The sequence below is a fragment of the Pseudolysinimonas kribbensis genome (genome assembly GCF_039531715.1).
Lineage (GTDB): Bacteria > Actinomycetota > Actinomycetes > Actinomycetales > Microbacteriaceae > Pseudolysinimonas > Pseudolysinimonas kribbensis.
In genome coordinates this window covers 243184-267730 of record NZ_BAAAQO010000003.1, presented here as the reverse complement: position 1 = coordinate 267730, position 24547 = coordinate 243184, and the positions used below count along the sequence as shown (strand labels likewise).

The window sequence follows — 24547 nt, the reverse complement described above, 5'->3', positions numbered from 1 at the left end:
GTCGCATCGTGAAGGTCACCAAGTACGAACACGCCACCCTCGTCATCTCGTCCGCCGACAAGCAGGTGGTCATCGATCCCGGCATGTTCCTGACCCCGCCGGACTTCGCGAACACCGTGGCCGTCGTGATCACCCACGAGCACGCCGACCACTGGACCGAGGACAACCTCGCACGCATCCTCGAGATCAGCCCCGACGCCCGGATCTACGGACCGCAGGGCGTCGCGGCGGCCGCGAGCGGGTTCGAGGTGCACGTCGTGCGAGCCGGTGACGTCGTCGAGGTCGAGCCGTTCACGCTGCGCTTCTTCGGCGAGAAGCACGCCGTCATCCACTCCTCGCTGCCGGTGATCGACAACGTGGGCGTGCTCGTGAACGACGAGCTCTACTATCCCGGCGACTCGTTCACCGTGCCCGAGGGCGTCGAGGTCGGCACGCTCGCGGCGCCGGCCGGCGCGCCGTGGCTCAAGGTCGGCGAGGTCATGGACTACGTGCTCGCCGTCAAGCCGAAGCGCGCCTTCTACGCGCACGACATGACCCTCTCCGTCGCCGGCAAGGGCATGCACGCCGCCCGCCTGCAATGGGCCACCGAGCAGAACGGCGGCACGTGGACCCCGCTCGAGGTCGGGGAGTCGATCGACCTGTAGCTCAGTCCTCGGCGGGTGCGGCGATCCCGTCGGCGTCGGCCGGCGGGGTCCTCTGCCTGCGCACCGCGCGCACGACCATCTGCGCGGCGGCCGCGAGGATGAGGATCGCGAACAGGATCGTCGACGTCTGAGGCGAGAGCAGCAATGCGAGCGCGCTGCCACCGAACGACGCGAGAGCGGCGGGGATGCCGACGAGCAGCGCGGTCCGCACCCAGAGCAGGTGTGCCCGCACGTTCGCCGTCGACCCGATCACCGCGGCCGGGAGCAGCGCGAGCAGCGAGGTGCCCTTCGCGAGCAGGTCGCTCGCGCCGAACACCGCCACGAGCACCGGCACGACGATGACGCCGCCGCCGATGCCGAACAGCCCCGACGCGATGCCCATCACGAGCCCGAGCACCAGCAGCCCCACGATCGAGTACCAGGTGTAGGCGATCGCAGCGCCGCGCTCCGGCACCTCGAAGAACAGCCGGGCCGCGACCAGCAGGAGCAGCGCGATGAAGAGCCAGCGGAGCCAGCCGACCGGCAGCGCCCGGAGCAGCCGGGTGCCGATGAGCGATCCCGCGACCCCGCCGGCGGCGACGACCAGCCCCGCGATGACGTCGACGTGCCCGGCCAGGCCGTAGGCGACCGCGCCGACGACGGAGGTGGGCACGACCGCGGCGAGCGACGTCGCCGCCGCCTGACGCTGATCTATACGGCCGAGGGTGAGGAGCAGGGGCACCATGATGATGCCGCCGCCGACCCCGAACATCCCGGAGAGGACGCCGCCGAGGATCCCCACGACGAGCAGAGCGGAGATGCGGCGGGGGTTCATCACCGCCATTCAACCGGATGCGGCACGCGCCGCGCTCCGCAGCCGGAGGCCGCTCAGCCCTTCAGGGTCAGGTGGATCAGGATGCGCGCGGGCGCCGCCTCGGTCGCCCCGGACACGACGAGCCGCAACCAGTTGCCGAAGACGGTGAGCGGCAGCTCGGCGAGCGCCTCGGATCCCCGGAGCGCGACCGGCGCCCCTCGGCGGATCCAGGTGATCCCGTCCGGCGAGACCTCGGCCGCGACGGAGAGGTCAGGATGCCCGCCCTCCGCCTGGAGGAAGAACACGGCTTCGCTCGCCCATCCGGCCTCGTAGGGCAGGGTCGCGTGGTCGCCGCTGATCCGCACCCGGCGGGTGAGGACGGAGGTGTTGGTGGTCAGCATGGTCCTGCCTTCGATGGGGAGAACGGATATCGGCGGCGTCGGTCACTCGGTCGAGTAGACGACCGAGTCGAGGAAGAGATGGACGGAGCGGTCCGTGTCGGTCTCGACGAAGAAGACCGGATTGATGAGGTTGTCGATCGACTTGTACCCCTTGGTCAGGGTCGGCTGCAGCCCGCGCATGTCGAACACGCGGTCCATCGACTGGAGCTCGATGTACTCCCGCTTCTTCACGTCCACCGTGAGGCGCAGGTACAGCCAGTTCACCTTGTCGGGGCTCTCGTTGTAGAGCAGGTCCTGCTCGCCTCCGGGCACCCACTGGTACCCGTCGCCGGAGCCGTCGGCGAAACGACGTCCGTACCACTGGTTGTCGACGCCGGGCACGCACCAGCCCTTCTCCACGCCGAAGCTCCAGTCCGTCGGCGTGACGCCGTCGGCGACCCGGTAGTACTGCCACTTCTTCACCAGATTGCCGCCGAGCGAGTTCACGTAGCGCACCCCCGGCATGTAGCGGTACTCCGAGTCCTGCACGTCGAAGAAGAACCCGAAGGCCCGGATGTCCTCCTCGCCGAGCCCCACCCTGTCCTGGGTCGGGGTGTACGAGTACCAGGTCTCGATCTGGATCTTCGACGGGTCGCCGAAACGGGACAGCCGCTTGATCGCGTGCCCCATGCTGCCGGGCCGCGGCGGCTCGGTGTGCGGACCGCCCGTCGGCGCGGTCGAGAGCTTGAGCGAGTAGGTGCCCTCCATGGAGCCGTGCGACGAGGCGAACCGCATCGACGCCGAGCTCAGCATCGTCGGCGCCCAGCTCGAGAGGTCGACGACCGAGTCGAACGACTCGTAGTCGTCGTAGACGAAGTTGGGCGTGAGGTCCATCCAGCCGTTGAACCCGGTGTCGAAATCGTCGTAGGTGATGACGCGCTCGAGCGGGTTGTACTTCTCGAGACCGCGTTCGTAGCTCAGGAACTTCTGCATGCTCTCTCCTCAGGTCCTATGCCGGGATCCGGCAGTTGTCGAAGTCGACGATGGCGCCCTGGTCGATCAGGGTGCGGCGGAGCAGGGCGACATCCCCGTCGGGGATGGCGTGGCCGGTGCGGAAGGCCAGCGCTGCGGCCGTGCCCGCGCCCTGCCCCATGGCCATGCACGTGGCCATGACCCGTGCCGAGCCGAATCCGGGTCCGTCGGCGCTCAGACAGCGACCGGCGGTGATGAGGTTGACGCTGCCCTGGGGGATGAGGCAGCCGAGCGGGATGTTGTACTCCTGCCGCGGGATCACGAAATCGAGCTGGTCGTTGCCGTCGGTCTCGTGGATGTCGATGACGTGCGCGCCCTTCGCGATGGTGTCTGGGAACGCCTTGGGGTTCAGGATGTCGTCCCTCGTCAGCTCGTGGCGGCCGACGATGTGGTACGTCTCGCGCACCCCGGTCTGGATGCCCGACTTCGCGAGCCAGGCGTGCTCGAACTCCGGGAAGTTCTCGCGCAGCACGTCGATGATCAGGTGCAGGTTCTCGCGCATGCTGCACTCGGTGCGGGTGAACCATTCGGGATCGCTGGCGTCCGTCGGCTCGCGCAGGAGGTTGATGCTGACCATGCCCTCGTGGAAGAACTTGTTGATCCAGGGGCCGCCGAAGATGGGGATGCGGCCCTGCTCGTGCAGCTCGGCCAGCTTGTCCCGGATGACGTCGGAGATCGGCAGCACCCCGTTGACCGCGTCGCCGAACGTGTAGGCCAGGGCGTCGGTGTCGACCCCGCCCAGCTGGAACCACAGGGATGCCGGCTGCAGCACGTCTCCCTTGACCGTCGGCAGGCCGGCGGCCCGCACGATGTCGGCGTCGCCGGTGCAGTCGATGAACACGGCGCCCTCGTACGCCACCCGGCCGGCCTTGTTCTGCAGTACGACGTGGGTGACGCGGCCGTCCTCGACGACGCAGTCGGAGATCCAGGAGTGGTAGAGCAGGGTGACGCCGCTGTCGAGGAGCAGTCGCTGCGCCGCGAGCTTCAGGACCTCGTCGTTGACGGGGTAGTTGCCGCTGTCGAGCGAGACGTTGGCGCCGTCGAGCTCCGCCGCCATCCTCATGAGCTCGAGGGGGATCCCGCCGATGTGCTGCTTGCTGTTGATGCGGAACTCGCTGATCGGCGTCACGAGCGCGCTCGTCGACATGCCGCCGATGAACCCGTAGCGCTCGATCAGGAGCGTCCGGGCGCCGTTGCGCGCGGCGGCCGCCGCCGCGATGAGACCCGCGGGACCCCCGCCGCAGACGATGACGTCGTAGCTGCCGGCGACCGGGATGTCCCGGCTCTTCTCCGTGATGAACACGCGCTCTCTGATTCCCTGGTCGATGCGGGCGGGGCGTCGTGGCGCGGGGCGGCGATCCGCCGCCCCGCGCCACGCTCGATTCAGTTGGTGAGGTAGACCCCGCTCCAGTCGATGAACTCCGACGGCGGGATCTTCAGACCCTTGACGGTCTTCAGGGCCGCGACGTTCGACGTGGACTGGAACAGCGGGATCGCCGGAACGTCCTTCGCCATGATGTTCACGACCTTCTGGTACAGGTCCTTGCGCTCCCCTGCATCGGTCGCCTGCTGCGCCTTGGTCATGAGCGCGTCGAGGTCCGGGTTGCAGTACCCGAGCCGCTTCGCGGCGCAGCTGTACAGGCGGTTCAGCGTGTAGTCGGCATCCCCGGTGATCGTCTGGTTGGGCTGGAGGTCCATGTCCCACTTCAGAGCGGTGAAGTCGGCGAGCCAGCTCGTGCCGTCCTCCGCACGCGGCTGGACGGTGATGCCCACCGACTTCCAGGCGGAGACGAACGCCGTCGCCAGGTCGTTCAGCCCGGAGTTGGCCGTGCTGAAGATGACGTCGGTGCTGAAGCCGTTCGGGTACCCGGCGTCGGCGAGGAGCTTCTTCGCGTCCTCCGGGTCGTACTTCGGCATCCCCTCGGCCGGCAGGCAGCCGAAGGCCGCCGACGGGCAGAAGGAGTCCATCGTCGACGCGGTTTCGCCGTACAGGCTCTTCACGATCGTCGGCAGGTCGAGCGCCTCCCACATGGCCTTGCGGACGCGCACGTCGTCGAGCGGCTTGTGCTGGTTCTCGAACCACAGGAAGTAGTACGTCAGACCGGACCTCTGGGTGAAGGTGACGTTCGACATCCCCTTGACCGTGGGGATCTGGTCGTTGGTGACGTCGTTCAGCACCTGCACCTGCCCGTTGGACAACGCGGTGATCTTCGCGTTGGTGTCGGTGATCAGCTTGAAGGTCACCGTCTTGAGCTTCGCCTTGGTGCCCCAGTAGCTCTTGTTCCGCGTGAGCGTGACGTGGTCGTTCGGCACGTAGTCGCTGAGCACGAACGCGCCGGTGCCGACCGGCTTGCTCCACGCGGCGTCGTCCGTCGCGGCCCCCTCGCCGATGTAGACGAGCGCGAGGATGCCGACGAGGGTTCCCGTCGGCGCCTTGGTGTGGACCGTGAACGTGCCGGCGGAGTCGTCCGCCTCGTAGGAGGTGATCACGGAGAGGGCGGCCGCGAGCGCCTGCTTCTGGGCGATGTAGCGGTCGAAGCTGTTCTTCACGTTCGTGGCGGTGAAGTCGGCGCCGTCGCTGAACTTCACGTTCTTACGCAGCTTGAACACCAGGGTGGTCGGGTCGGTCCAGTCCCACGATGTCGCCAGCTGCGGCTCCGGGACGGACTTGTCGTTGAGCTTGACCAGCGCCTGCAGGACGTTGGACATCACCTGGTTCGTGCCCATCTCGAGCGGGTTCTTCGTCACATCGGTGCTCGGCACCGCGTAGTTGGGGACGAAGGTGAGGTTCTGCTTGGCGTCGGGGAGGGCCGCGCCCGACGTATACGGGGTGCCGCCGGAGCTGCACCCGGTGAGGGCGAGGGCGACGGCCGCGGTCGCGGCCGCGAGCCCCAGCAGCCCCTTGCGGAATGGGGATGTCATTGCGATCTCCTTTGATTTCTTGACGGTGGTGCGTTGGGGTGTCCGCCCGGGTGACCGGGAGGAGTTCATGACGCCGGATCCAGCCACGGGCGCACCACCGGGACGGCGGCCAGCAACGCCTTCGTGTACTCGTCCTGCGGGTCCTCGAACAGCTCGCGTGTTCCGTTCTGCTCGACGACCACGCCCTTGTTGAGCACGAGCACGCGATCGCACAGGTGCTCGATCACGGAGAGGTCGTGCGAGATGAAGAGGTAGGCGAGCCCGAATTCGGTCTGCAGGTCGTCCAGCAGATTCAGCACCTGCGCCTGCACGGACACGTCCAGGGCGGAGACCGCCTCGTCGCAGATGATGAGCTTCGGCCGCAGCGCGAGGGCGCGGGCGATGCCGATGCGCTGACGCTGACCACCCGAGAACTGGTGGGGGTAGCGACTGGCGTAGTCGGGGTTCATCCCGACGCGCTCCATCAGCTCCTTCGCCTCCGCGGTCCAGCGATTGCTCGGCACGATGCCGCGGTGCACGCGCCATGCCTCGGCGATGAGGTCCCGCACGGTCAGCCGCGGGTTCAGTGAGGCGTAAGGGTCCTGGAAGACCATCTGCATGTCCCGGCGCACGCCCTTCATGCGCCGCGAGGAGTACCCGGAGATGCTCCTGCCCTCGAATTCGATGTCGCCGTCGCTGGGCTTGACGAGGCCGATGACGGTGCGCGCGATGGTCGACTTGCCCGAACCGGACTCCCCGACCAGTCCGACCGTCTCACCGGCCCGCACATCGAAGCTGACGTCGCTGACCGCGAGGTTCTCGCCGATCGATCGCATGAGGACCGAGGAGCGGATCGGATAGGCGACCTTGAGGTGCGTCACCCGCAGCAGGGGCGGATCGCCCGCGGTGTCAGCCATGCGCGAGCACCTCCTCCGAGCGGTGGCACGCCGCCTCATGCCCCGGAAGCCAGCCGACCGGCTGCCGCAGCGGCGGCTCCACCGTCCGGCAGATGTCGGTGGCGAAGGGGCAGCGTGGGTGGAAGCTGCATCCCGCGGGCAGCGCGAGCAGATTGGGCGGGGAGCCGACGATCGGGGTGAGCCGCTTGCCGATGTCGCTGGTGCTCGGAATCGAGTCCAGCAGGCCGCGGGTGTAGGGATGCGCCGGGTGGTCGTAGACCTCGCGGATCGTCCCGGTCTCCACGATCCGGCCGGCGTACATGATCGCCGTCCGCTCCGCGACGTCGGCGACGACACCGAGGTCGTGGCTGATGAGGATCATCGCCATCCCGGTCTCGGCCTGCAGGTCGGCGAGCAGATTCATGATCTGCTTCTGGACGGTGACGTCGAGGGCCGTCGTCGGCTCGTCGGCGATCAGCAGCCTCGGGCCGAGGGCGATCGCCATCGCGATCATGATCCGCTGGCGCTGTCCGCCGGAGAACTGATGCGGGTAGTCGCGGATCCGCTTCTCGGCGTTCGGGATGCCGACGTGCTTGAGCAGGTCGAGCGCCCGCGCCCAGGCCTCCTTCTTGCCCATGCCCTGTCGGCGCCGGAAGGGCTCGGCGACCTGGTAGCCGATCGAGAAGACGGGGTTCAGCGAGCTCAGCGGGTCCTGGAAGATCATCGCGATCTCGGTCGCGCAGAGCTCGCGCACCTGCTTGACCGGCTCGTGCGCCAGGTCGCGGCCCCGGTAGATGATCCGGCCGCCCGCGATCGAGCCGGCGGGCTTGGGCAGCAGGGCCATGATCGCCTGGGCCGTGACCGACTTGCCCGAACCGGACTCCCCCAGCACGGCGAGCGTCTCCCCCGCGTGCACGTCGAAGCTCACGCCGTCCAGCGCCCGCACGACCCCGGCCGACGTGGAGAACTCCACCTGCAGGTTCTGCACGCTCAGCAACGGCTCGGTGCCCGAGCCGGGCTCGACCGCCGCGGTGCGCGTCATCGTCATCAGGCGCTCCTCAGCCTCGGGTCGAAGCGGTCGCGGAGGGCGTCGCCGAGGATGCCGGTGGCGAGCACCAGGATCAGCAGGGCGACGCCGGGGAGGGTGGAGATCCACCAGGCGGTCGTGAGGTACTGGGTGCCGTTGGAGATCGTGCTGCCGAGGCTCGGGGTGCCGAGCGGCACGCCGACCCCGAGGAACGACAGGGCCGCCTCCGCGAGGATCACCTGCCCGAACTCGACGGTCGCGATCACGAGGATCGGCGCCACGCAGCCCGGCAGCAGGGTGCGGAAGATCAGGTGGGCGTGACCGGCGCCGAGGGTGCGCGCCGCCTCCACGTACTCGCGCCCTTTGAGGCTCATCACCTGACTGCGCGTGACGCGGGCGAAGACCACCCAGTTCGCGATGGACAGCACGATGATCACGTTCAGGACCCCCTGGCCGAGAACGGAGGCGATCAGGATCGCCAGGAGGATCGACGGGAACGCGAGCTGGACATCCGCGATGCGCATGAGGACCGTGTCGAACCAGCCCCCGAAGTACCCGGCCAGCAGACCGAGCAGCACCCCGACGACGCCTGCGATGAGCAGCGTGGCCGCCCCGACCAGCAGCGAGATCCGCGTGCCGTCCATCATCTCGGCGAACAGGTCGGAGCCGACCTGGTCGGTGCCGAGGATCGCGACCGACCCGTTGGAGACGACCGTCCCCGGCGGCTTCAGGCGCACGAGGAGGTCGGTGTGCAGCGGGTCGTAGTGGTACAGGATCGGCACGAGAACGGCCCCGATCGCCATGATCGCGATGACGAGCAGCGGGATCACGATCCGCGCCACGACCGCGCCGCGCGAGCGACGCCGGCCGGCTTGCACCGTCTGCACGGCGATGGTGGGGGGCAACGTGGTCACGAGACGAGCCTCATTCTCGGATCGAGGTAGGCGTAGAGCAGGTCGACGAGCAGGTTGATGAGGACGAAGGCGACGGCGATGATGATGACGCAGGCCTGGGCGACGTTGTAGTCGCGGGTCTGGATGGACGTGACCAGCAGCCGTCCGACCCCCGGGAACGAGAAGACGGTCTCGGTGATGACGGCACCGCCCAGCAGGGTGCCGAATTCGAGGCCGACGACCGTGACGATCGGGATGGTGGCGTTGCGGATCGCGTGCGGGAAGATCACCGTGCGCTCGGCCAGGCCCTTCGCCCGCGCCGTCTGGATGTAGCCCTCGCCGACGACCTCGAGCAGACCGCTGCGCGTCAGCCGGGTCAGGATCGCGATGAACGGCAGCGCGAGCACGATCGCGGGCAGGATGAGGCTCTGGGCGTTGGTGAGTCCGGCGCTCGGCAGCCACTTCAGCGTCCGGGAGAAGATCAGCAGCAGGACGACGCCGACCCAGAACCCCGGAAGGGCCTGCACCACGAGCGACGAGGTCGTGACCGCCCGATCGGCGAGGCCGTTGACCCGCAGCGCCGCGATGAGCCCCAGCGGGAAGCTCACCACGAGCGCGAGCGCGCAGGCGAGCACGGCGAGCAGCGCGGTGTTCGGCAGGACCTGCCCGATGAGGAACATCGCGGGGACGCTCTGCAGATAGGAGTTCCCGAAGTCGCCCACCACGGCCTTGCCGAGGTACTGCAGGTACTGCAGGATCAGCGGCTGATCCAGCCCCATGTCGTGACGCAGCGCGGCCAGCTGCTGCGGGGTGGCGGTCTCTCCGGCGATGAGCAGGGCGGGATCCGCGGGGACCATGCGCACGACGATGAAGACCACCGTGGCGACGCCCCAGAGGACGAAGACGGCGAGCAGCAGGCGCCGCAACACGTAGCCGAGCACGCACATCTCCCGTCCGGATCCGCTTCGATCCTGTTGCGGTGGAGGCCCGGGTCGACCTCGAAAACATTATCGCTCATGCACCCTCGCCGATCCTCCGAGAAATGTCAAGCGCTCGCGCTATCCCTGTGTTTACAGGGCAACACGCGTCTTGCTCGTCCTGGCGGCGCGCCGACCGGCAGTCTTTGACAGGAGTGAACGAGAACGCTAACTTTGCGACAGCACGGGCCGCGCGATGGAGCGCCGGCCCCGACGATCCAAGGAGTCATCTCGTGTCCATCGACACCGCGAGCGTCGCAGCCGGCGTCCGCGAGGGGATGCGCAGCACCGATCTGCGCCTCTCGAAATACAACCCGTTGTCCCGGATCCTGACCTTCGACGACTTCAACGACGGAGTCCACGGCTGGGTCGAGCTCGGCGGCAACTACGACGGACGCGGATCCCTCGAGTCGCTCGACCGCCACTTCCGGGACTTCCGCCCACCGCAGCTGTCGAACGCGAACTTCTTCGACGTCGGCACGCACGGCGGCATGACCGGCACGTACTCGATGAAGCTCGCCACCCGCCGGCGTCCGGGCCACACCTCGACGGCGATCCGGCGGCTGACGATGAGTGGGCGCGGCCTGCTGCAGATCGAGGCCTACGTCGCCTGGAAGGTGGAGGCGAACCTCGGCGGCGGCGAGGAGGCCAACAGCTACGGCGACATCACGTGGGATGCGAACTCGCATCCCTCCGAAGCGCAGTTCGGCGCCTTCACCGTCGCGACCGACCTCTGCAGCGAGGGGGTGCGCTATCACAACGTGATGCGCTTCCAGAACACCGACTGGGACGGCCACATCGTCCAGAAGTGGATGTACCCGGTCGTCGCCGAGCCGACTCCTCACGAGCGCTTCGAGGGCAAGCACGACTACGACACCTACACCGACTTCACCGCGCCGGACCCGGACGACTGGCGGTACCTCAGCGACGTGCGGCAGGAGGCCTGCTACAACGAGGTCCCGACCAAGATCAACTGGCACTACGTGCGCTTCGTGGTCGACACCCGCACCCGCTCGAACGTCGAGCTGCAGTTCAACAGCGACGTGTACGACCTGCGCGACGTGCCGGTGCCGCCCTACGCCGAGAAGTACGAGTCGCTGGAGAACCTCCTGAACTTCTACTTCTCGGTGCGCACCCTCGGACCGCACCGCAACTTCCTCTTCCTCGACTCCGTCGTCATCTCGGCAGATTGGTGAGCACGACCATGCGTCAATCGCAGAGCGCCGTCATCGAACGCGGTGCCGAGCTCGAGCAGGTGCTCGAGACCGAGCCCTTCGAGACGGCCTGGGCCGGGGAGGCCCGCTGGTACGTCCAGTTCCTCCGCCCCGCCCCCGGCAGCACGGTCGAGATGCGCGTCCAGATCTCACCGGACGGCATCAACTGGATCGATCACGAGTCCGTCTCGGCAGTACAATCCGAGGCGGTCGGCCTCCTGTCCATCCCCGTCGAGCGGTTCGGGCATTGGCTTCGTCTGCGCGTCGAGCAGAAGGCCGGTCAGGAATCCCCGCTGCTGCGGATCTACCTGGAGCTCAAGGAGTAGGCGGAGGCGGCGATGGTGGCGAGGAGCAGGGGGCAGCGTCGTCGCACGCTCCAGGACGTCGCAGAGGCCGTCGGCCTCTCCGCCAACACGGTCTCCCGCGCCCTCAACGACATGCCCGGCGTCAGCGCCGCCACGCGTGCCCGCATCAAGGCCGAGGCCGAGCGGATCGGCTACGTGCCCAACGTGCACGCCCGCTCGCTCGTGCTCGGCTCGCCGAAGACGATCGGCGTCGTCGTCACCGACATCGCCAATCCCTACTTCAACGACCTCGTCAGCGAGATCGAGGACCAGGCGTTCACCGCCGGATACAACCTGCTGCTCCTGCTGTCCGACGAGGACCCCGAGCGCGAACGGCTCGCCATCGAGACCGCGCTGCGCGCCGGCGTCGACGGGGTCATCGGCGTGCCCGTGCAGGGGCGGGCGAACCCGTGGACCGCGCTCACGCGCGCCGGGATCCCCCTCGTCCTGACCACCCGGGAGATCCCGGAGCTCGGGGTGGATTTCTTCTCCAACGACAACGAGGCCGGCGGCCGGATGACGACCAACGCCGTCCTCGAGCGCGGAGCCCGGGATCCGCTGCTGATCGAGGAGGATCTGCAGATCTCGACCGTCGAGCACCGGATCAACGGCTTCCGCCAGGCGCTCGAGGAGCACGGCATCCCGTTCGATTCGCGCCGCAACGAGCTGATCCCCTCCCGCCGCAACGCGCGCTCCGCCATGCACTGGCGGGCCGAGGACGGCTACCGCGTCGTGCGCGACCTGCTGGACGGCGGCCGGATGCCCGACGCCTTCGTCGTCGGCAACGACTACCTGGCGCTCGGGCTGTACAGCGCGCTGCGCGAGCGCGGCATCCGGATCCCCGAGGACGTCCTCGTCATGGGCTGGGGCGACTACGCCTTCGCCCGGTTCCTCGATCCGCCGCTGTCGACGCTGCGGCTGCCCTCCATCGAGGTCGCCCGACGGGCGACGGCACGCCTGTTCGCCCTGCTCGACAACAGCGTGGCCGGCGACGAGCCGGTGACCGAGTTCATCCAGCCGGAGCTCGTGCTCCGGGCGTCCACGAACCGCTGAATCCGCCCGACGAGGAGTCGACCGTGTCCAACAAGGCCGCCGTGATGCCCGAGATCGGGCGCATCGAGATCCGGGATGTCGGCGAGCCCGCGCCGGGGCCGCGCCAGGCCGTCGTGCAGATCCAGGCCGTCGGCGTGTGCGGCTCCGACACCGCGTATTACACGGTCGGGTACATCGGGGATTACGTGGTCGACGGGCCGATCATCCTCGGCCACGAGGTCGCGGGCGAGATCGTGGCGGTGGGTGCGGAGGTGACCCGGGTGAAGGCCGGCGACCGGGTCGCCATCGAGCCGGGCGAGCCGTGCCGGAATTGCCGGGAGTGCATGGCCGGCCGCTACCACCTCTGCCCCCGCCTGAAGTTCCTCGCCACGCCGCCGTACGACGGCGCGCTCGTGCAGCGCATCGCCCTCGACGAGCGCCAGCTCTTCGCGATCCCCGACTCGATGACCTACGAGGAGGCCGCTCTGTGCGAGCCGCTCTCGGTCGGCATCTGGGCGTGCCATCGCGCGGGTCTGGCGCCCGGCGATCACGTGCTGGTCAGTGGCGCCGGCCCGGTCGGCGTGCTCGCGGCCCAGGTCGCGCGCGCCTTCGGCGCCGCCTCGGTGACGGTCGTCGACGTGTCGGAATTCCGCCTTGGCCTGGCCCGCGAGCTCGGTTTCGCGGCGGAGCGCGCCGGCGAGGGCACCCGGGCCGATTTCGACGTCCTGCTGGAGTGCTCGGGCGCCCCCACCGCCCTCGCCGACGGGCTCGGCAGGCTGGGCACGAACGGCCGCGCCGCGATGGTCGGCATGCCGAAACAGTCCGTCGAGCTGCCCCTGTCGAAATTGAACGTGAACGAGTTGACGATCGGCCTGGTGAACCGTTACGCGCACACGTGGCCGACGGCGATCTCCCTCGTCGCCGGCGGCCGGGTCGACGTCGCCTCGATCGTGACGCACCGCTTCGGGCTCGACGACACGGCGGAGGCGCTGACGCTCGCCAAGCACGTGCCCGACTCGATGAAGGCGATCATCGATCCGCAGCGGGTCGGGCCGGCCTGATCCGTCTCGACGGCCCCGGCGGTCGTCGGGTCAGTCGTCGCCGGGATGGATGACGACCTTCATCGCGTCGGGCGTCCCGGCGGCCAGCCGGAACGCCTCCGCCGCGCGAGCCATGCCGAATCCGTGCGACACGATCCCGTCGAGCTCGATCCGTGCCGTCGATGCGAGCTCGACGGCGAGAAGCCAGGTGAACTGGTAGCGGTTCGCGCGCGCGACGCTGATCTCGCGCGCATCGTCCCGGGGCACCGTCACGGTGTCGTCCGACGCGCTCACGCAGACGGTCACGGCCCGGCCGCCGTCGGCCAGACGCTCGATGGACCGGAGGAGCGTGGCGACGCTCCCGGAGCACTCGAGGAGGACGTCGACCTCCGATCCCGCTCCGCCGTCCTCCACCTCGAAACCGCGCGAGGAGGCGATGTCGAGCCGGGTCGCGGATCCGTCCGCAAGGCGCACCGTGTCGGCACCGAGCGCGCGAGCCGCCTCCGCGGCGAGAAGACCCATCGGCCCGGCACCGGTGACGAGCACGCGATCGCCGGCACGCAGAGCCGCGCGCTCGACGGCGCGGAGGGCCACGGCGAGCGGCTCGATGAGGACCCCGTCGTCGAAGGAGATCAGATCGGGCAGCCGGTGCAGCTGCCATTCGTCGATCGCCGCGTACCGCACCAGGAAGCCGTCGTCCAGCGGCGGGATGAAGAAGGCGAGCTGCGCGCACAGGCGGGGGCATCCGCGTCGGCACGCGGCGCACCGGCGGCACGGAGCGCCGGGCTCGATCGCGACCCGGTCTCCGAGGCCCACCATCGTCACGCCCGCACCGACCCCGACGACCTCGCCGGTCGCCTCATGACCGAGGACCGCGCCCCAGCCGGGACTCCGGTCCCACGTCCCTTCGAAGCGGGCCACGTCGAGCTCGCTCACGCCGACGCTGCGGATCCGGACGATCGCCTCGCCCTCGCCGGGCAGCGGGACGGGGCGGTTCCGGAGCTCGACCACGCCGGCGGACGTCAGGACTGCGGCGGTGTTCGGCATGCGCTCCCTCGGGTTCGTCCCCTGCAGCGTAGGAAGCCACGGCTTCAAGGTCAACGTTTCTTGTAATTTTTCACGTGAAGAATAGGCTGATACCTCAAACACTACGATCGCGGTCGAGCAGGGAGCTTCGAGGGAACATGACGCAGACGTCCACGGCCGACGACCTGAGGGCGGCGATCCGGAGCTCCGACCCGGTGCTGTGCAAGTACAACCCGCTGTCGCGGATCCTGACCGTCGACGATTTCAACAACGGCACCAACGGCTGGGTGGAACTGAGCGGCAACTACGACGGCACGGGCGCCCTCGATTCGATCGATCCGCAGTTCATCGACATGCGGCCGCCGCAGCTGTCGAACGCGAACTTCTTCGACGTCGGAACCCACGGCGCGATGACGGGGACGTACTCCCTCAAGCTCGCCACCCGTCCGGAGACCGGCCACACCGCGGTCGGGATCCGCCGTCTCACGATGAGCGGTCGCGGCCGGGTGCAGATCGAGGCGTATCTGACCTACAAGTCCGAGGCGACCCTCGGCGGCGGCGTCGAGAACAACACCTTCGGCGACATCACCTTCGACGGCAATCAGCATCCGTCCGAGGCGCAGTTCGGCGCCTTCACCGTTGCGACGGACATCTGCGGCGACGGCGGCATCCGGTACCACAACGTCATGCGTTTCCAGAACACGGATGCCGACCATCACCTGGTCCGCCGCTGGATGTACCCGGTCGTGCCCGAGCCGACCCCGCACGAGCGGCTCGGCGAGGCGCACCCCTACGGTCCGCTCAGCGACTTCACGGCCCCGGACCCCGCGGACTGGCACGCCGTCGGTGCCGAGCAGGGCACCTGCTACAACGAGGTGCCCACGAAGACGAACTGGCACTACCTGCGGTTCCTGCTCGACACCGAGACTCGTTCGAACGTCGAGCTCCAGTTCAACGACACAGTCATCGACCTGCGCGACGTGCCGGTGCCGGCCTATCCCGACCGCTGGCACGCGCTCGACAACCTGCTCAACTTCTACTTCTCGGTGCGCACGCTCAGTCCCACGCGCAACCTCCTGTTCCTCGACTCCGTCGTCATCTCGGCGGACTGGTGAGTCCGGCGGTGCGCGCCGGTCGTGCTGCGCATCCGGTTCGAGCGCGCCCGGCGACCGATCCGGGCCAGGATGGCCCTAGCCGCTCATCCCGGCCCGAGAGGACCCCCGTGCCCCGACAGAAACGCCCGACGCTCACCGACCTCGCCGACGCGGTGGGGCTGTCGGTGAACACGGTGTCCCGCGCCCTCACGCAGAAGGACGGGGTATCCAGCCGGACGCGCGAAGCGGTCGCCCGCGAGGCCGAGCGGATCGGCTACGTGTCGCCCTCCCGCGCGGCGCGGGGGAGCTCCAAGGTCGTCGCGCTGACCGTCACGAGCTCGATCAACGTCTTCATCCTGCGCCTGATCCCCGCCGTCGAGACCGCCCTGCGGGCACAGGGCTACGACATGGTCCTGCACATCACCGAGGAGTCCGCGGACGTCGAGAACGCGGTGATCGCAGGGATGCTCGAGGCCGAGCCGGCCGGCGCGATCGTGATCCCGGTGCAGGGCGACGCGAGCGGTTGGACCGACGCCGGCGAGCTGCCGTTCCCCGTGGTCGCCGTGGCCCGCGAGATCCCCGGTCGCGATGGCGACTTCGTCGCGATGGACCAGCACGCGGCGATGTACGCGGCCACCCGGCATGCGCTCGCGCAGGGTGCGCGATCGCTGTACTTCTTCGACGAGGACATCGACACGATGACCAACCGCATCCGGGTCGAGAGCTTCGAGTCGGCGGTGCGCGCGGTCCCCGAGGCGTCCGGCCACGTCGTGCCGATGCCGACGCGACGGTTCGAGAACCGCACCAGCCCATGGCAGCTGGAGGAGGCCTACCGCGCCGTCTCAGCGCTGCTGGAGAGCGACGCCGCCCCCGACGCGATGCTGTTCGAAGACGACTACCACGCCGTCGGCGCCCTGCGGGCGCTCGCGGAGCGCGGGGTGCGGGTGCCCGACGACGTGCTCGTCATCGGCTACAGCGACCATCCGTACACGGCGTACCTGCAGCCCTCCCTCACGACCGTCGACGTGCCATTCGACCTGATCGCGGAGGCCGCCGTCTCCCTCCTGCTGCGACGCATCGCCGGCGACCGCACGCCGCCGCTGCGCCGGCTCATCCCCGGGGAGCTGGTCGTGCGCGAGTCGTCGGTGCGGCAGATCGTGGACCCGACTCCGACGATGTGATGCGGCCCGCGACCGGCGTCGCCGCCGGTCAGTGGCCGCGGATGGTCGCGGCGGCGCGGAGGGCGCCCCGGATGTAGGCGTTCGCGTGCGCAGCGAGGTCGTCGCCGTCGTCCCAGAGGTTGCGCCAGATGCCGAGGATCCCGGTCAGGTCCGCCGACACCACGGCCGACGAGAACGACTCGAAGACGATCGGTCCGTCATACCGCGCCGCGTCGAGTGCATGGAAGAAGGAGTCGAAGTCGACCGTGCCCGTGCCGAGATAGCCCCGGTGGCTCTCCCCGATGTGCACGTAGTCGAGCCGGTCGCCGGCCGTGAAGACCGGGCTGAACATGTCCGGCTCCTCGATGTTCATGTGGTAGGTGTCGAGGTGGATGCCTACGGGCGCCTCGATGCCGTCGACGTACCGCACTGCCTGGACCGCGGTGTTCACGATGTTCGTCTCGTAGCGGTTGACGATCTCGATCGAGAGCCGCACGCCGCGCGCCGCCGCGGCCCGCGCCACGCGCCCGAGAGCCGCCTGGCCGTTCGCGACCTCCTCGGGCTCGGCGGCGCGGAAGCGCTTGGCCAACGGGCCGTAGATGACGCCGCACAGCCGCGTGCCGCCGATCCCGGCCACGACGTCGACCACCTCGGACAGGAACGACTCCCCCGCCGCGGCGACGCGGGGATCGGCGGAGCTGACGTTGCGATCCTCGGGCAGACCGAGCGATGCGGTCGCCTGCAGGCCGTGCTCGGCCAGCAGCGCGCGGGTGAGATCGACATCCCATTCGCCCGGGTCGAAGACCGGGAACTCGATGAGGTCGAATCCGGCTCGTGCGGCGCCCGTGATCGCGCGCTCGATCCCTGCGGCGTCGAACCGCCCGGTGAAGACGAGACCGTGGACTCCGATGGATGACATGACGCTCCTCTGCGACGGGATGCTGCGTCCCACATTAGGGCTAATGCGTGGCGCGATATAAGGGCTGGCGGAGCCGGACGGTAGCGCTAATGTTGATCTCATGACCGAGATCGACGCGCCCGCGACCTACGCCGAGCCCGCGCGCGCGGTGCCGGTGCTCGCGCAGGTGGACGTGCTCGTCGTCGGCGGCGGCCCCTCCGGTGTCGCGGCCGCGGTCGGCGCCGCGCGCACCGGGGCACGGACCCTCCTCGTCGAGCAGGGCGCGGCGTTTGGCGGCATGTGGACCTCGGGCCTCGTGATCACCCTGGCGGGATACAACTCCTGGCTGATGCCGGATCGCGTGCGCTGCGTGGCAGGAGTCGGCGGCGACTGGCTCGCCCGTGCCGAGGCGATCGGCGGAGCGCTGAACCACGACGGCTTCGCCCTCAGCTCCGATCCCGAGAAGATGAAGCTCGTCGCCGACCGGCTCCTCCAGGACGCCGGGGTCGAGGTGCTCCTGCATGTGCTCGCGACCTCTCCCATCGTCGAGGACGGCGCGGTGCGCGGGTGCATCATCGAGACCGTCGAGGGCAGACGGGCGATCCGCGCCGCGGTCACGGTCGACGGGACGGGGAACGGGGACATCGTCTCCCGATCGGGAGACGACTGGACCCAGGGCGAGACCCTCCAGCCGATGACCATGTCCATGCGGATCGGGAACGTCCAGCCGGTCGAGGCGGTCGACCATCTCGCGCCGCGACAGATCCCCATCGGGCCCGACGCCGGTCCGCTCATGGAGCCCGCGCTGAGCGAGTACGCGTCGGTCCGCGCCGACGTGCCCGTCGACATCCCCGCGATGCGCGAGATCCGGCGCCGTGGCGGGCTGCCGGTCTTCGGCGGACCCTGGTTCGGCGGCCTCGAGAAGGACGTGGTGTGGGTCAACACCACGCGCATCGTCGGCGACGCCACCGATATCCACGACTTCACGCGCGCCGAGATGCAGGGCCGCCGCGACAGCTTCGCGCTGTTCGAGTACTTCCGCGATCACGTCGACGGCTTCGCCGAGGGGCGCCTGCTGCAGACCAGCCCGCAGATCGGCATCCGCGAGACCCGCCGGCTGATCGGCGAGTACACGATGACGGGCGACGACATCCGCGACGGGGTGGAGTTCGACGACGCCGTCGCGCTGGGCTGCTGGCCGATCGACGTGCACCCCGCCGAGGGGGAGGTCGGGTCGCACTCGATGTTCGTCCCCGCACCGTACGGGATCCCCTACCGCGCTCTCGTGCCGGCCACCACGGACGGCCTGCTCGCGGCCGGCCGCTGCATCTCCGTCGACCGCGAGGCGCTCGGCTCGGTGCGGGTCGGGGCCACCTGCACCGCGACCGGGCACGCCGCCGGTACCGCGGCCGCCCTGAGCGCGCGGCACGGCATCCACCCGCGCGAGCTCGACGTCACCGAGTTGCAGGCGGTGCTGCGCGACCAGGGCGCGCTCGTGACGACGAGGGACCTCGTCCCGCGTGCGGTCGCTCAGCCGTCGTGACCGAACAATCGTCGGGCATCTGCTAGCTCGGTGGCCCCCCACGCCTGATCGACGCCGCGTGCCGCCACGAGCCGCCGGAAGGACTCGAAGCCGGCCGGGTCGGCCCGGATCGCCGCGGGCGGACGGTCGCGCTGGATCGCCTCGGCCGCGAGCAGGCCGGCGATCTCGCCGGTGACCCACTCGACCGGGTGGACGCGGTAGCAGCCGTTGGTGATGTGGGTGGCGCCGATCGTCTTGCCGGCTGCGACCAGGTTGGCGACGCGGACCGGGATGAGCGCGCCCAGCGGCACGGTGAACGGGTGCGTGGCGATGTCGACGTATCCGGTGCCGTCGACGGCCGGGTGCAGATCGATCCGGTAGTGCCCGAGCGCCACGGCATCCGGATAGACGACCGCGCCGCGATCTCCGCGCACCTGCACCGACAGATCCTGCTCGCGAGGCGTCGCGAGGGCGTCGATGCGGCGGGCCTCGCGGACGTACGGTGCCTGCGCCAGGCCGTCGTCGGTGCCGGTCACGTCGGGGCGCGGACGCAGCCCCGGCCAGCCGGCGCCCCCGTCCGGTCGGGGCGCCTCGGTCTGCAGCCAGTAGAGCAGGCTGAGCGTCAGGCTCTTCGCCGCCGCCCGATGCCGGCCGGCATCCACGTCGTCGATCGGGCCCGCGACGTAGTCGTTCATCGGCCAGTTGAGAACGGTGACGTCGCTGACGCCGTGGTGATCGCCGACCAGATGGTGCCGGTCGAACACCCGCCGGTACGTCCACAGCTCGGGCCGGAAGACGGCGGCCTCCATGTCGGAGTCCGCCTCGTCCGGGTTCGGCGTGAAGCGGGCGGTCATGGTCGCCCCGGTGCGCGGGTTCGGATAGCGCCAGTCGAGCATCGGCCCCGGCCACCCCGGGATGCGCAGTGCGCGCCAGGAGTCGTAATCCTCGGGACGGTCGATCGTCCACTCGCCCGCCACGTGCTCCACGGCGAGGCAGTGCGTCGCGGCCTGCATCCGTTCCGGCAGGGCCCGAGCGGGCGCGTGGGGCTCGCCCGTCATCGCCGCGGACTCCGCTCCGCGCCGGTGCTCCACGCCGGCCGCCTCCAGGAGCGTTCCCGTCTCGGAGGCCTCGACCACCATCCGCGGCTCGACCCGCAGGAGGTCGCCGTCGCGCAGGCGGAGGGTGACGGCCGCGATCCGGTCGCCGTCGACCTCGGCGTCGGCGATCGAGGACTCGCGCTCGACCCGGAGCACGCCGCGCGCGATCCACGGCCGGAGCATCGCCTCGATCACCCGCACCGCGAGCCGGGGCTCGATGCTCAACGGGCTCACCCATGCCGAGCCGGGGTTGAGAGCGGGATCGTCGCGGACGGCGGTGCGGAGGGGGTACGTACGGCGGAACTCCGCGCGCAATCCCCGGCGGAAGGCCCGGTACGTCGCGGAGGACCCGGTCCGCTCGATCCACCGGTGCTCGTCGAGCGGCACCGCCTGCGAGGTCGCCTGACCCCCGAGCCAGCGGAACTCGTCGGCGATGAGCACCGTGCGTCCGGCCGCACACGCCGACAGCGCCGCGGCGACCCCGCCGAGACCGCCGCCCACGACGAGCACCTCCGGAGCCACCGCCCGCTCAGCCATCCCGACCGCGCCTCACCGGTGCCCGTTGCGGGTGGCGGTCAGGCTGAACTCGTACCGATCGCCGCGATACAACGAGCGCGCCCACTCGACGGATCGGCCCCGTGCGTCCTGGCCCACCCGTCGCACGTTCAAGACGGGAGCCCCGACGGCGATCCCGAGCAGGTCCGCCTCCTGGGCGGTGGCCACGGAGCTGGCGATCGTCTGCCGCGCGACCACGACCTCGATCCCGTACGCCGACCGCAGGAGCTCGTACAGCCCCGCCGAGACGTCGCGGGTGAGCAGGTCCGGCAACAGCTCGGCGGGCAACCGGACGTCCTCGACGCACATCGGCACCTCGTCGGCCAGACGCAGCCGCTCGATCCGGTAGACCAGTGCGCCGGGACGCAGGCCGAGACGCTCCGCCACGTCGCCGTCGGCCAGCTCCGGACCGGCGTGCAGGAGGCGGCTTCCCGGCGTCATGCCGCGGGCGCGCATGTCCTCGCTGAACCCGAACAGCGCCGTGCCCTTGTCGATCTTCGCGTCCGAGACGAACGTGCCCGACCCGCGCACGGAGTAGATCGATCCCGCGGCGGCGAGGGTGGTCAGCACCTGGCGCAGCGTCGTGCGGCTCATGCCGAGCTCGGCCGCGAGGTCGACCTCCCGGGGCAGCATCTCGTGGGGTCGCATCGTCTCGACCCGGCGGACGAGGTGGGTGTAGGCGCGGGATGCCTTGGTGCCGTCGGTCATCGGAACTCCTGCCGTGGAGGCAGGGCGGCCGCGAATCGCGCCGTCAGCCGGACGGGGTCGGAGATGGCGGTGCCGACGACGACGGCATGCGCGCCGAGGGCGACGGCGCGCTCCACCTCGGTCACGCGGGTGTAGCGCCCCTCCGCCACCACGGGGATCCCGGCCGCGTGCACGAGCGCTGCGACGAGGTCGATGTCGGGCGTATCGGGCACCTCGAGATCTCGAACCGTGTAGCCGGCGAGCGTCGTGCTCACGATGTCGGCGCCGCAGCCGGCCGCGTAGATCCCGGCCTCGACGCTGTCCACATCGGCCATGAACACGGCGCCCGCGGTGTGGGCGGCGTCCACGAGTTCGGGGAGGGTCGCGCCCCCCTCCCGCGGCCGCACGGTGCCGTCCGCCGCGACGATCGCGGCCCCCGCCGCGATGAGCGCGCGCACATCGGCGACCGTGGGGGTGATGTACACGTCGCTCCCGGCGCTCGCGCGTTTGACGAGTCCGACGAGGGGAAGGCCGCAGTCGCGGGCGGCGCGCACGTGGGCGATGCTCTCGACGCGGGCGGCGACGGCACCGCCGACCCGCACCGCCTCGACCATGAGCCGCATGGCGGCCGGATCGCGGAACGGACTGTCGGGGGACGCCGCCTGACACGAGGCGATGAGCCCGCCGCGGATGGTCTCCAGCACGGTCGTCACCCCCGGCCCCTTTCTCCGGCCACGACGATCCCGCCGGCGTCGATGATGAAGCGGCTCACCAGGTCGCCGTACGGATGCCGGGAGCGGCCGGCCAGCAGCACGGCACCATCGAGCGCGTCGCCCCGCGGCTCGACGAGCCGGCAGCCCGCCGGCAGTCCGTCGGCGAGGGCGTCGGTCAACGCCGGGCCCGCGGCGGCGAGGCCCCCGATCAGGCACACCTCCGCGGCTGCGGCATCGGCCCGGCGCAGCGCGATGGTCGCCGACCGGGCGAGCTCGGCCCCCGCGTCGGCCAGGATCCGCACGGCGCAGACATCGCCCGACCGGGCCGTCTCGGCGACCACGCGGGCGAACGACGCGACCTCGTCGACCGACGGCGGCGCGTCGGCCACGCGACGGCGAAGGTCCTCCCCCAGCATGCGGCGCGCCGCGTTCAGCAGCGCGGACTCCCGGCCGGGTGCGGCCCCGGTCTCCTCCTCGAGGAGGGCATCGCGCAGGGCCGACCGGCCGATCGCGTAGCCGGACCCCCGGTCGCCGAGCTCGTGACCGAGGCCGTCCACGCTGACCGCTCTGCGCCCGTCGCCGTACAGCACGACGGCTCCCGTGCCGGCGGCGATGACCGCCCCCGCTCCGCCGCCGAATGCGCCGAGGTGCGCGGTGACCGCGTCATCGGCCAGCACCACCGTGCCGCGGTAGCCGGCCGCGGCGAGGGCGTCGACGATGCGCGCTCGGTCGTCGCCCATCCGGTGATAGCCGCTGAGACCGACGCCGATCTCGTGCGCGCCGACGGCCGCCACGGCACCGACCGCGGCCAGCAGGGTGGACGCGACGGCATCCGACCAGTAGCCGCCCGCCTGCCCATGTCGCGAGGCGCCGGCCTCGATCGCGACCGAGCGGCTTCCGGACTGGCCGATGTCGACCCCGACGATCGCCATGGTCTGTCAGTCCGCGCGCGTCAGCCGGGCGTCGATCTGCTCGATCGTCGCCACCGCGGCGCGACCGTCGGCTGCGGTGACGGGCGACGGCATCCCGTCGCGGACGGATCGGATGAACTCCTGCAGCTCGGTCCGCAGGTTGAAGGCGCCCGCTCCCGACGGGCTCGGCCAGAACCGCGTGTCGCGGAACGACACCTCCCCGTCGCGCGAGGCCAGCAGCAGGTCGGAGTGACTGAGGTCGATCTCGATCAGTCCCCGCTCGCCGACGATCTTCACTCCGGCGTCGGCGCGCGAGGGACGGGAGTGCGGCAGCAGCCAGCTCTCGTTCATCGTGACGAGCCCCCCGCCCGAGAGACGCAGCGTGGAGTGCACCACATCGGCCTGCTGCGAGAACCGCGACGCGGCGACCGCGGAGAGGACCTCGAGCTCCTGCCCGGTGAGGAACCGCACGAGGTCGACGTCGTGGATGCCGAGGAACCAGTGCACCCCCGTGCGGTCCCAGATGCCCTCCCCCACGGCCTGCGACGTGCACCGCCACACCTGGAGGTCCCAGACGTCGCCGATCGCACCGGCGTCGATCAGCTCCTTCGCCCGGATCACCCGCGGGTCGAAGCGGAGCACGTGGCCGATCATGAGCGTCGTGCGGTCGGTCACGCGCGCCGCGATGCGGTCGCACGCATCGGTGCTGAGCGCCATCGGCTTCTCGAGCAGCACGTGCGCGCCCGCGTCGAGGGCGGCGATGGTCGGCTGCTCGTGGAGATGGTCCGGCAGGCAGATGCTGAGGGCGTCGACGTGCGGAAGGAGCTCATCGAGCGTGTCGTACACCGGCACGCCGAGCGTCTCGTGCGCCCATCGCCGGTTGTCGGGGAGGAGGTCGGCCACCCCTGCGAGTTCCACCTCGGCCAGACCCGCGAGGGTCTGCGCGTGCAGCTTGCCTTGGACACCCGCTCCGAGAACACCGATCCGCATGTCGCGCTCCTTCTGCCGTCGACGCCCATTCATGCGCAATAAGGCCGCTCCTGTCAAGGATATGTACACACATGGATGATTCCTGCCCGTGACCCGCCGGAGCGCCCTGGCTAGGCTCGCAGCGTGAGGCGAAGGGGGGCGCGCGGCGCCGTCGCCGCCCTCGTCCTGGTCGGGGCGGCCGTCGCGCTCGGACTCACCCAGGGATGGATCGCCGGACCGGCCCCCGCGCGCATCCCCGCGCCCGGCGCGGCACTCGCGAGCGCATCGACGACGCGCTCCGACATCCGCGCGCTCTTCGACGACCGGCGAAGCGGTATCGAGGTGCATGGCACGGGCACGGTCTCGCGCATCCTGCCCGACGACACCGCGGGGTCACGGCACGAGCGGTTCATCCTCACGCTGCCCGACGGGCTCACGATCCTCGTCGCATACGACATCGACATCGCGCCACGGCTGAACGGACTGCGCGTCGGCGACGCGGTCGCGTTCCTCGGGCAGTACGAGTGGAACGCCGAAGGCGGCACCGTGCACTGGACTCACCACGATCCGTCCGGGCGGCACGAGACCGGATGGCTCGAGTGGAACGATCGCACCTACGGGTGACCTGGATCGCGCTCGGCCTGCGCGTCGATCAGTCGTGTGGCTGGGGTGCCTGGACTCGAACCAAGAACAACTGAACCAGAATCAGCCGTGTTGCCAATTACACCACACCCCAATGCGG

The 24547-nt window shown here is 70.2% G+C and carries 25 protein-coding genes and 1 tRNA gene; 9 read left to right on the top strand and 17 right to left on the bottom strand.

Features of this window, described 5'->3' with window-relative positions:
• The first annotated feature begins 8 nt into the window (after positions 1-8).
• Entirely contained in the window at positions 9-644 is a 636-nt protein-coding gene (locus ABD285_RS07880) for an MBL fold metallo-hydrolase (RefSeq protein ID WP_284253106.1), read from the top strand.
• Position 645: 1 nt separating this feature from the next.
• Here ABD285_RS07880 and ABD285_RS07875 read toward each other — a convergent pair whose 3' ends face one another.
• The 9 genes from ABD285_RS07875 to ABD285_RS07835 form a co-directional block, all read right to left on the bottom strand.
• Positions 646-1458 (bottom strand): sulfite exporter TauE/SafE family protein, encoded by an 813-nt coding sequence (locus ABD285_RS07875; RefSeq protein WP_284253107.1) that lies wholly within the window; start codon positions 1456-1458, stop codon positions 646-648.
• A gap of 53 nt (positions 1459-1511) precedes the next feature.
• The gene (locus tag ABD285_RS07870; RefSeq protein WP_284253108.1) at positions 1512-1838 is read right to left on the bottom strand and encodes a hypothetical protein; all 327 of its coding nucleotides are present in this window, start codon (positions 1836-1838) and stop codon (positions 1512-1514) included.
• Between the two features lie 42 nt (positions 1839-1880).
• Complete coding sequence (locus tag ABD285_RS07865; protein ID WP_284253109.1) at positions 1881-2810, bottom strand: DUF6772 family protein; 930 nt, start codon at positions 2808-2810, stop codon at positions 1881-1883.
• Positions 2811-2826: 16 nt separating this feature from the next.
• Entirely contained in the window at positions 2827-4152 is a 1326-nt protein-coding gene (locus tag ABD285_RS07860) for an FAD-dependent oxidoreductase (RefSeq protein WP_284253110.1), read from the bottom strand.
• A gap of 80 nt (positions 4153-4232) precedes the next feature.
• Complete coding sequence (locus tag ABD285_RS07855; RefSeq protein WP_284253111.1) at positions 4233-5771, bottom strand: ABC transporter substrate-binding protein; 1539 nt, start codon at positions 5769-5771, stop codon at positions 4233-4235.
• 65 nt (positions 5772-5836) lie between these two features.
• Positions 5837-6667, bottom strand: coding sequence for an ABC transporter ATP-binding protein (locus ABD285_RS07850; RefSeq protein ID WP_284253112.1), 831 nt, complete (start codon positions 6665-6667; stop codon positions 5837-5839).
• Positions 6660-7694, bottom strand: a complete 1035-nt coding sequence (locus tag ABD285_RS07845) for an ABC transporter ATP-binding protein (protein ID WP_344201739.1) — start codon at positions 7692-7694, stop codon at positions 6660-6662. Before ABD285_RS07845 ends, ABD285_RS07850 begins: the two co-directional genes overlap by 8 nt.
• Positions 7694-8587 carry an ABC transporter permease gene (locus ABD285_RS07840; protein ID WP_344201737.1) on the bottom strand — a complete coding sequence of 298 codons (894 nt, stop codon included), beginning with the start codon at positions 8585-8587 and terminating at the stop codon, positions 7694-7696. The genes ABD285_RS07845 and ABD285_RS07840 overlap by 1 nt, the downstream gene beginning before the upstream one ends.
• Positions 8584-9507 (bottom strand): ABC transporter permease, encoded by a 924-nt coding sequence (locus ABD285_RS07835; protein ID WP_344201734.1) that lies wholly within the window; start codon positions 9505-9507, stop codon positions 8584-8586. The genes ABD285_RS07840 and ABD285_RS07835 overlap by 4 nt, the downstream gene beginning before the upstream one ends.
• A gap of 269 nt (positions 9508-9776) precedes the next feature.
• Here ABD285_RS07835 and ABD285_RS07830 point away from each other — a divergent pair, with 269 nt between their 5' ends.
• The 4 genes from ABD285_RS07830 to ABD285_RS07815 are packed head-to-tail and all read left to right on the top strand — an operon-like array spanning position 9777 to position 13194.
• The gene (locus ABD285_RS07830) at positions 9777-10739 is read left to right on the top strand and encodes a DUF6772 family protein (protein WP_284253116.1); all 963 of its coding nucleotides are present in this window, start codon (positions 9777-9779) and stop codon (positions 10737-10739) included.
• Complete coding sequence (locus ABD285_RS07825) at positions 10736-11083, top strand: DUF6385 domain-containing protein (protein ID WP_344201731.1); 348 nt, start codon at positions 10736-10738, stop codon at positions 11081-11083. Before ABD285_RS07830 ends, ABD285_RS07825 begins: the two co-directional genes overlap by 4 nt.
• 15 nt (positions 11084-11098) lie before the next feature.
• On the top strand, positions 11099-12154 hold the full coding sequence (locus ABD285_RS07820) for a LacI family DNA-binding transcriptional regulator (RefSeq protein WP_284253118.1): 1056 nt from the start codon (positions 11099-11101) through the stop codon (positions 12152-12154).
• 23 nt (positions 12155-12177) lie between these two features.
• The gene (locus ABD285_RS07815; protein WP_344201728.1) at positions 12178-13194 is read left to right on the top strand and encodes an NAD(P)-dependent alcohol dehydrogenase; all 1017 of its coding nucleotides are present in this window, start codon (positions 12178-12180) and stop codon (positions 13192-13194) included.
• 30 nt (positions 13195-13224) lie between these two features.
• Here the strand turns inward: ABD285_RS07815 and ABD285_RS07810 are convergent, their stop codons facing one another.
• Entirely contained in the window at positions 13225-14220 is a 996-nt protein-coding gene (locus ABD285_RS07810; protein WP_284253120.1) for an alcohol dehydrogenase catalytic domain-containing protein, read from the bottom strand.
• A gap of 137 nt (positions 14221-14357) precedes the next feature.
• On the opposite strand from ABD285_RS07810, the gene ABD285_RS07805 reads away from it, so the two are divergent.
• Positions 14358-15314 (top strand): DUF6772 family protein, encoded by a 957-nt coding sequence (locus ABD285_RS07805; protein WP_344201725.1) that lies wholly within the window; start codon positions 14358-14360, stop codon positions 15312-15314.
• Positions 15315-15421: 107 nt separating this feature from the next.
• Complete coding sequence (locus ABD285_RS07800) at positions 15422-16474, top strand: LacI family DNA-binding transcriptional regulator (protein WP_344201722.1); 1053 nt, start codon at positions 15422-15424, stop codon at positions 16472-16474.
• A 28-nt stretch (positions 16475-16502) separates the two neighbouring features.
• On the opposite strand, the gene ABD285_RS07795 is transcribed toward ABD285_RS07800, so the two are convergent.
• Positions 16503-17372, bottom strand: a complete 870-nt coding sequence (locus ABD285_RS07795; protein ID WP_284253124.1) for a sugar phosphate isomerase/epimerase family protein — start codon at positions 17370-17372, stop codon at positions 16503-16505.
• 100 nt (positions 17373-17472) lie between these two features.
• Between ABD285_RS07795 and ABD285_RS07790 the strand changes: the two genes are divergently transcribed.
• Positions 17473-18894, top strand: a complete 1422-nt coding sequence (locus ABD285_RS07790; RefSeq protein ID WP_344201719.1) for an FAD-dependent oxidoreductase — start codon at positions 17473-17475, stop codon at positions 18892-18894.
• On the opposite strand, the gene ABD285_RS07785 is transcribed toward ABD285_RS07790, so the two are convergent.
• The 5 genes from ABD285_RS07785 to ABD285_RS07765 are packed head-to-tail and all read right to left on the bottom strand — an operon-like array spanning position 18882 to position 23826.
• Entirely contained in the window at positions 18882-20507 is a 1626-nt protein-coding gene (locus ABD285_RS07785) for an FAD-dependent oxidoreductase (protein ID WP_344201717.1), read from the bottom strand. The genes ABD285_RS07790 and ABD285_RS07785 overlap by 13 nt on opposite strands.
• Positions 20508-20519: 12 nt before the next feature.
• Positions 20520-21233 (bottom strand): GntR family transcriptional regulator, encoded by a 714-nt coding sequence (locus tag ABD285_RS07780; protein ID WP_284253125.1) that lies wholly within the window; start codon positions 21231-21233, stop codon positions 20520-20522.
• Positions 21230-21925 carry an N-acetylmannosamine-6-phosphate 2-epimerase gene (locus ABD285_RS07775; RefSeq protein WP_344201714.1) on the bottom strand — a complete coding sequence of 232 codons (696 nt, stop codon included), beginning with the start codon at positions 21923-21925 and terminating at the stop codon, positions 21230-21232. Before ABD285_RS07775 ends, ABD285_RS07780 begins: the two co-directional genes overlap by 4 nt.
• Entirely contained in the window at positions 21922-22857 is a 936-nt protein-coding gene (locus tag ABD285_RS07770) for a BadF/BadG/BcrA/BcrD ATPase family protein (RefSeq protein ID WP_344201711.1), read from the bottom strand. Before ABD285_RS07770 ends, ABD285_RS07775 begins: the two co-directional genes overlap by 4 nt.
• A gap of 6 nt (positions 22858-22863) precedes the next feature.
• Positions 22864-23826, bottom strand: coding sequence for a Gfo/Idh/MocA family protein (locus tag ABD285_RS07765; protein ID WP_344201708.1), 963 nt, complete (start codon positions 23824-23826; stop codon positions 22864-22866).
• Positions 23827-23949: 123 nt separating this feature from the next.
• Between ABD285_RS07765 and ABD285_RS07760 the strand changes: the two genes are divergently transcribed.
• The gene (locus ABD285_RS07760) at positions 23950-24429 is read left to right on the top strand and encodes a DUF3465 domain-containing protein (protein WP_344201705.1); all 480 of its coding nucleotides are present in this window, start codon (positions 23950-23952) and stop codon (positions 24427-24429) included.
• A 37-nt stretch (positions 24430-24466) separates the two neighbouring features.
• Here ABD285_RS07760 and ABD285_RS07755 read toward each other — a convergent pair.
• Positions 24467-24541 (bottom strand) — tRNA-Gln (locus ABD285_RS07755).
• Positions 24542-24547: the final 6 nt, after the last annotated feature.

What these genes read in the sequence shown, in the direction of transcription:
- ABD285_RS07805 (WP_344201725.1), top strand. Translation starts at nt 14,358, where the DNA reads ATGACGCAGACGTCCACGGCCGACGACCTGAGGGCGGCGATCCGGAGC.
- ABD285_RS07875 (WP_284253107.1), bottom strand. Translation starts at nt 1,458, where the DNA reads ATGAACCCCCGCCGCATCTCCGCTCTGCTCGTCGTGGGGATCCTCGGC.
- ABD285_RS07790 (WP_344201719.1), top strand. Translation starts at nt 17,473, where the DNA reads ATGACCGAGATCGACGCGCCCGCGACCTACGCCGAGCCCGCGCGCGCG.
- ABD285_RS07770 (WP_344201711.1), bottom strand. Translation starts at nt 22,857, where the DNA reads ATGGCGATCGTCGGGGTCGACATCGGCCAGTCCGGAAGCCGCTCGGTC.
- ABD285_RS07765 (WP_344201708.1), bottom strand. Translation starts at nt 23,826, where the DNA reads ATGCGGATCGGTGTTCTCGGAGCGGGTGTCCAAGGCAAGCTGCACGCG.
- ABD285_RS07780 (WP_284253125.1), bottom strand. Translation starts at nt 21,233, where the DNA reads ATGACCGACGGCACCAAGGCATCCCGCGCCTACACCCACCTCGTCCGC.
- ABD285_RS07785 (WP_344201717.1), bottom strand. Translation starts at nt 20,507, where the DNA reads ATGGCTGAGCGGGCGGTGGCTCCGGAGGTGCTCGTCGTGGGCGGCGGT.
- ABD285_RS07870 (WP_284253108.1), bottom strand. Translation starts at nt 1,838, where the DNA reads ATGCTGACCACCAACACCTCCGTCCTCACCCGCCGGGTGCGGATCAGC.
- ABD285_RS07865 (WP_284253109.1), bottom strand. Translation starts at nt 2,810, where the DNA reads ATGCAGAAGTTCCTGAGCTACGAACGCGGTCTCGAGAAGTACAACCCG.
- ABD285_RS07795 (WP_284253124.1), bottom strand. Translation starts at nt 17,372, where the DNA reads ATGTCATCCATCGGAGTCCACGGTCTCGTCTTCACCGGGCGGTTCGAC.
- ABD285_RS07810 (WP_284253120.1), bottom strand. Translation starts at nt 14,220, where the DNA reads ATGCCGAACACCGCCGCAGTCCTGACGTCCGCCGGCGTGGTCGAGCTC.
- ABD285_RS07845 (WP_344201739.1), bottom strand. Translation starts at nt 7,694, where the DNA reads ATGACGATGACGCGCACCGCGGCGGTCGAGCCCGGCTCGGGCACCGAG.
- ABD285_RS07855 (WP_284253111.1), bottom strand. Translation starts at nt 5,771, where the DNA reads ATGACATCCCCATTCCGCAAGGGGCTGCTGGGGCTCGCGGCCGCGACC.
- ABD285_RS07850 (WP_284253112.1), bottom strand. Translation starts at nt 6,667, where the DNA reads ATGGCTGACACCGCGGGCGATCCGCCCCTGCTGCGGGTGACGCACCTC.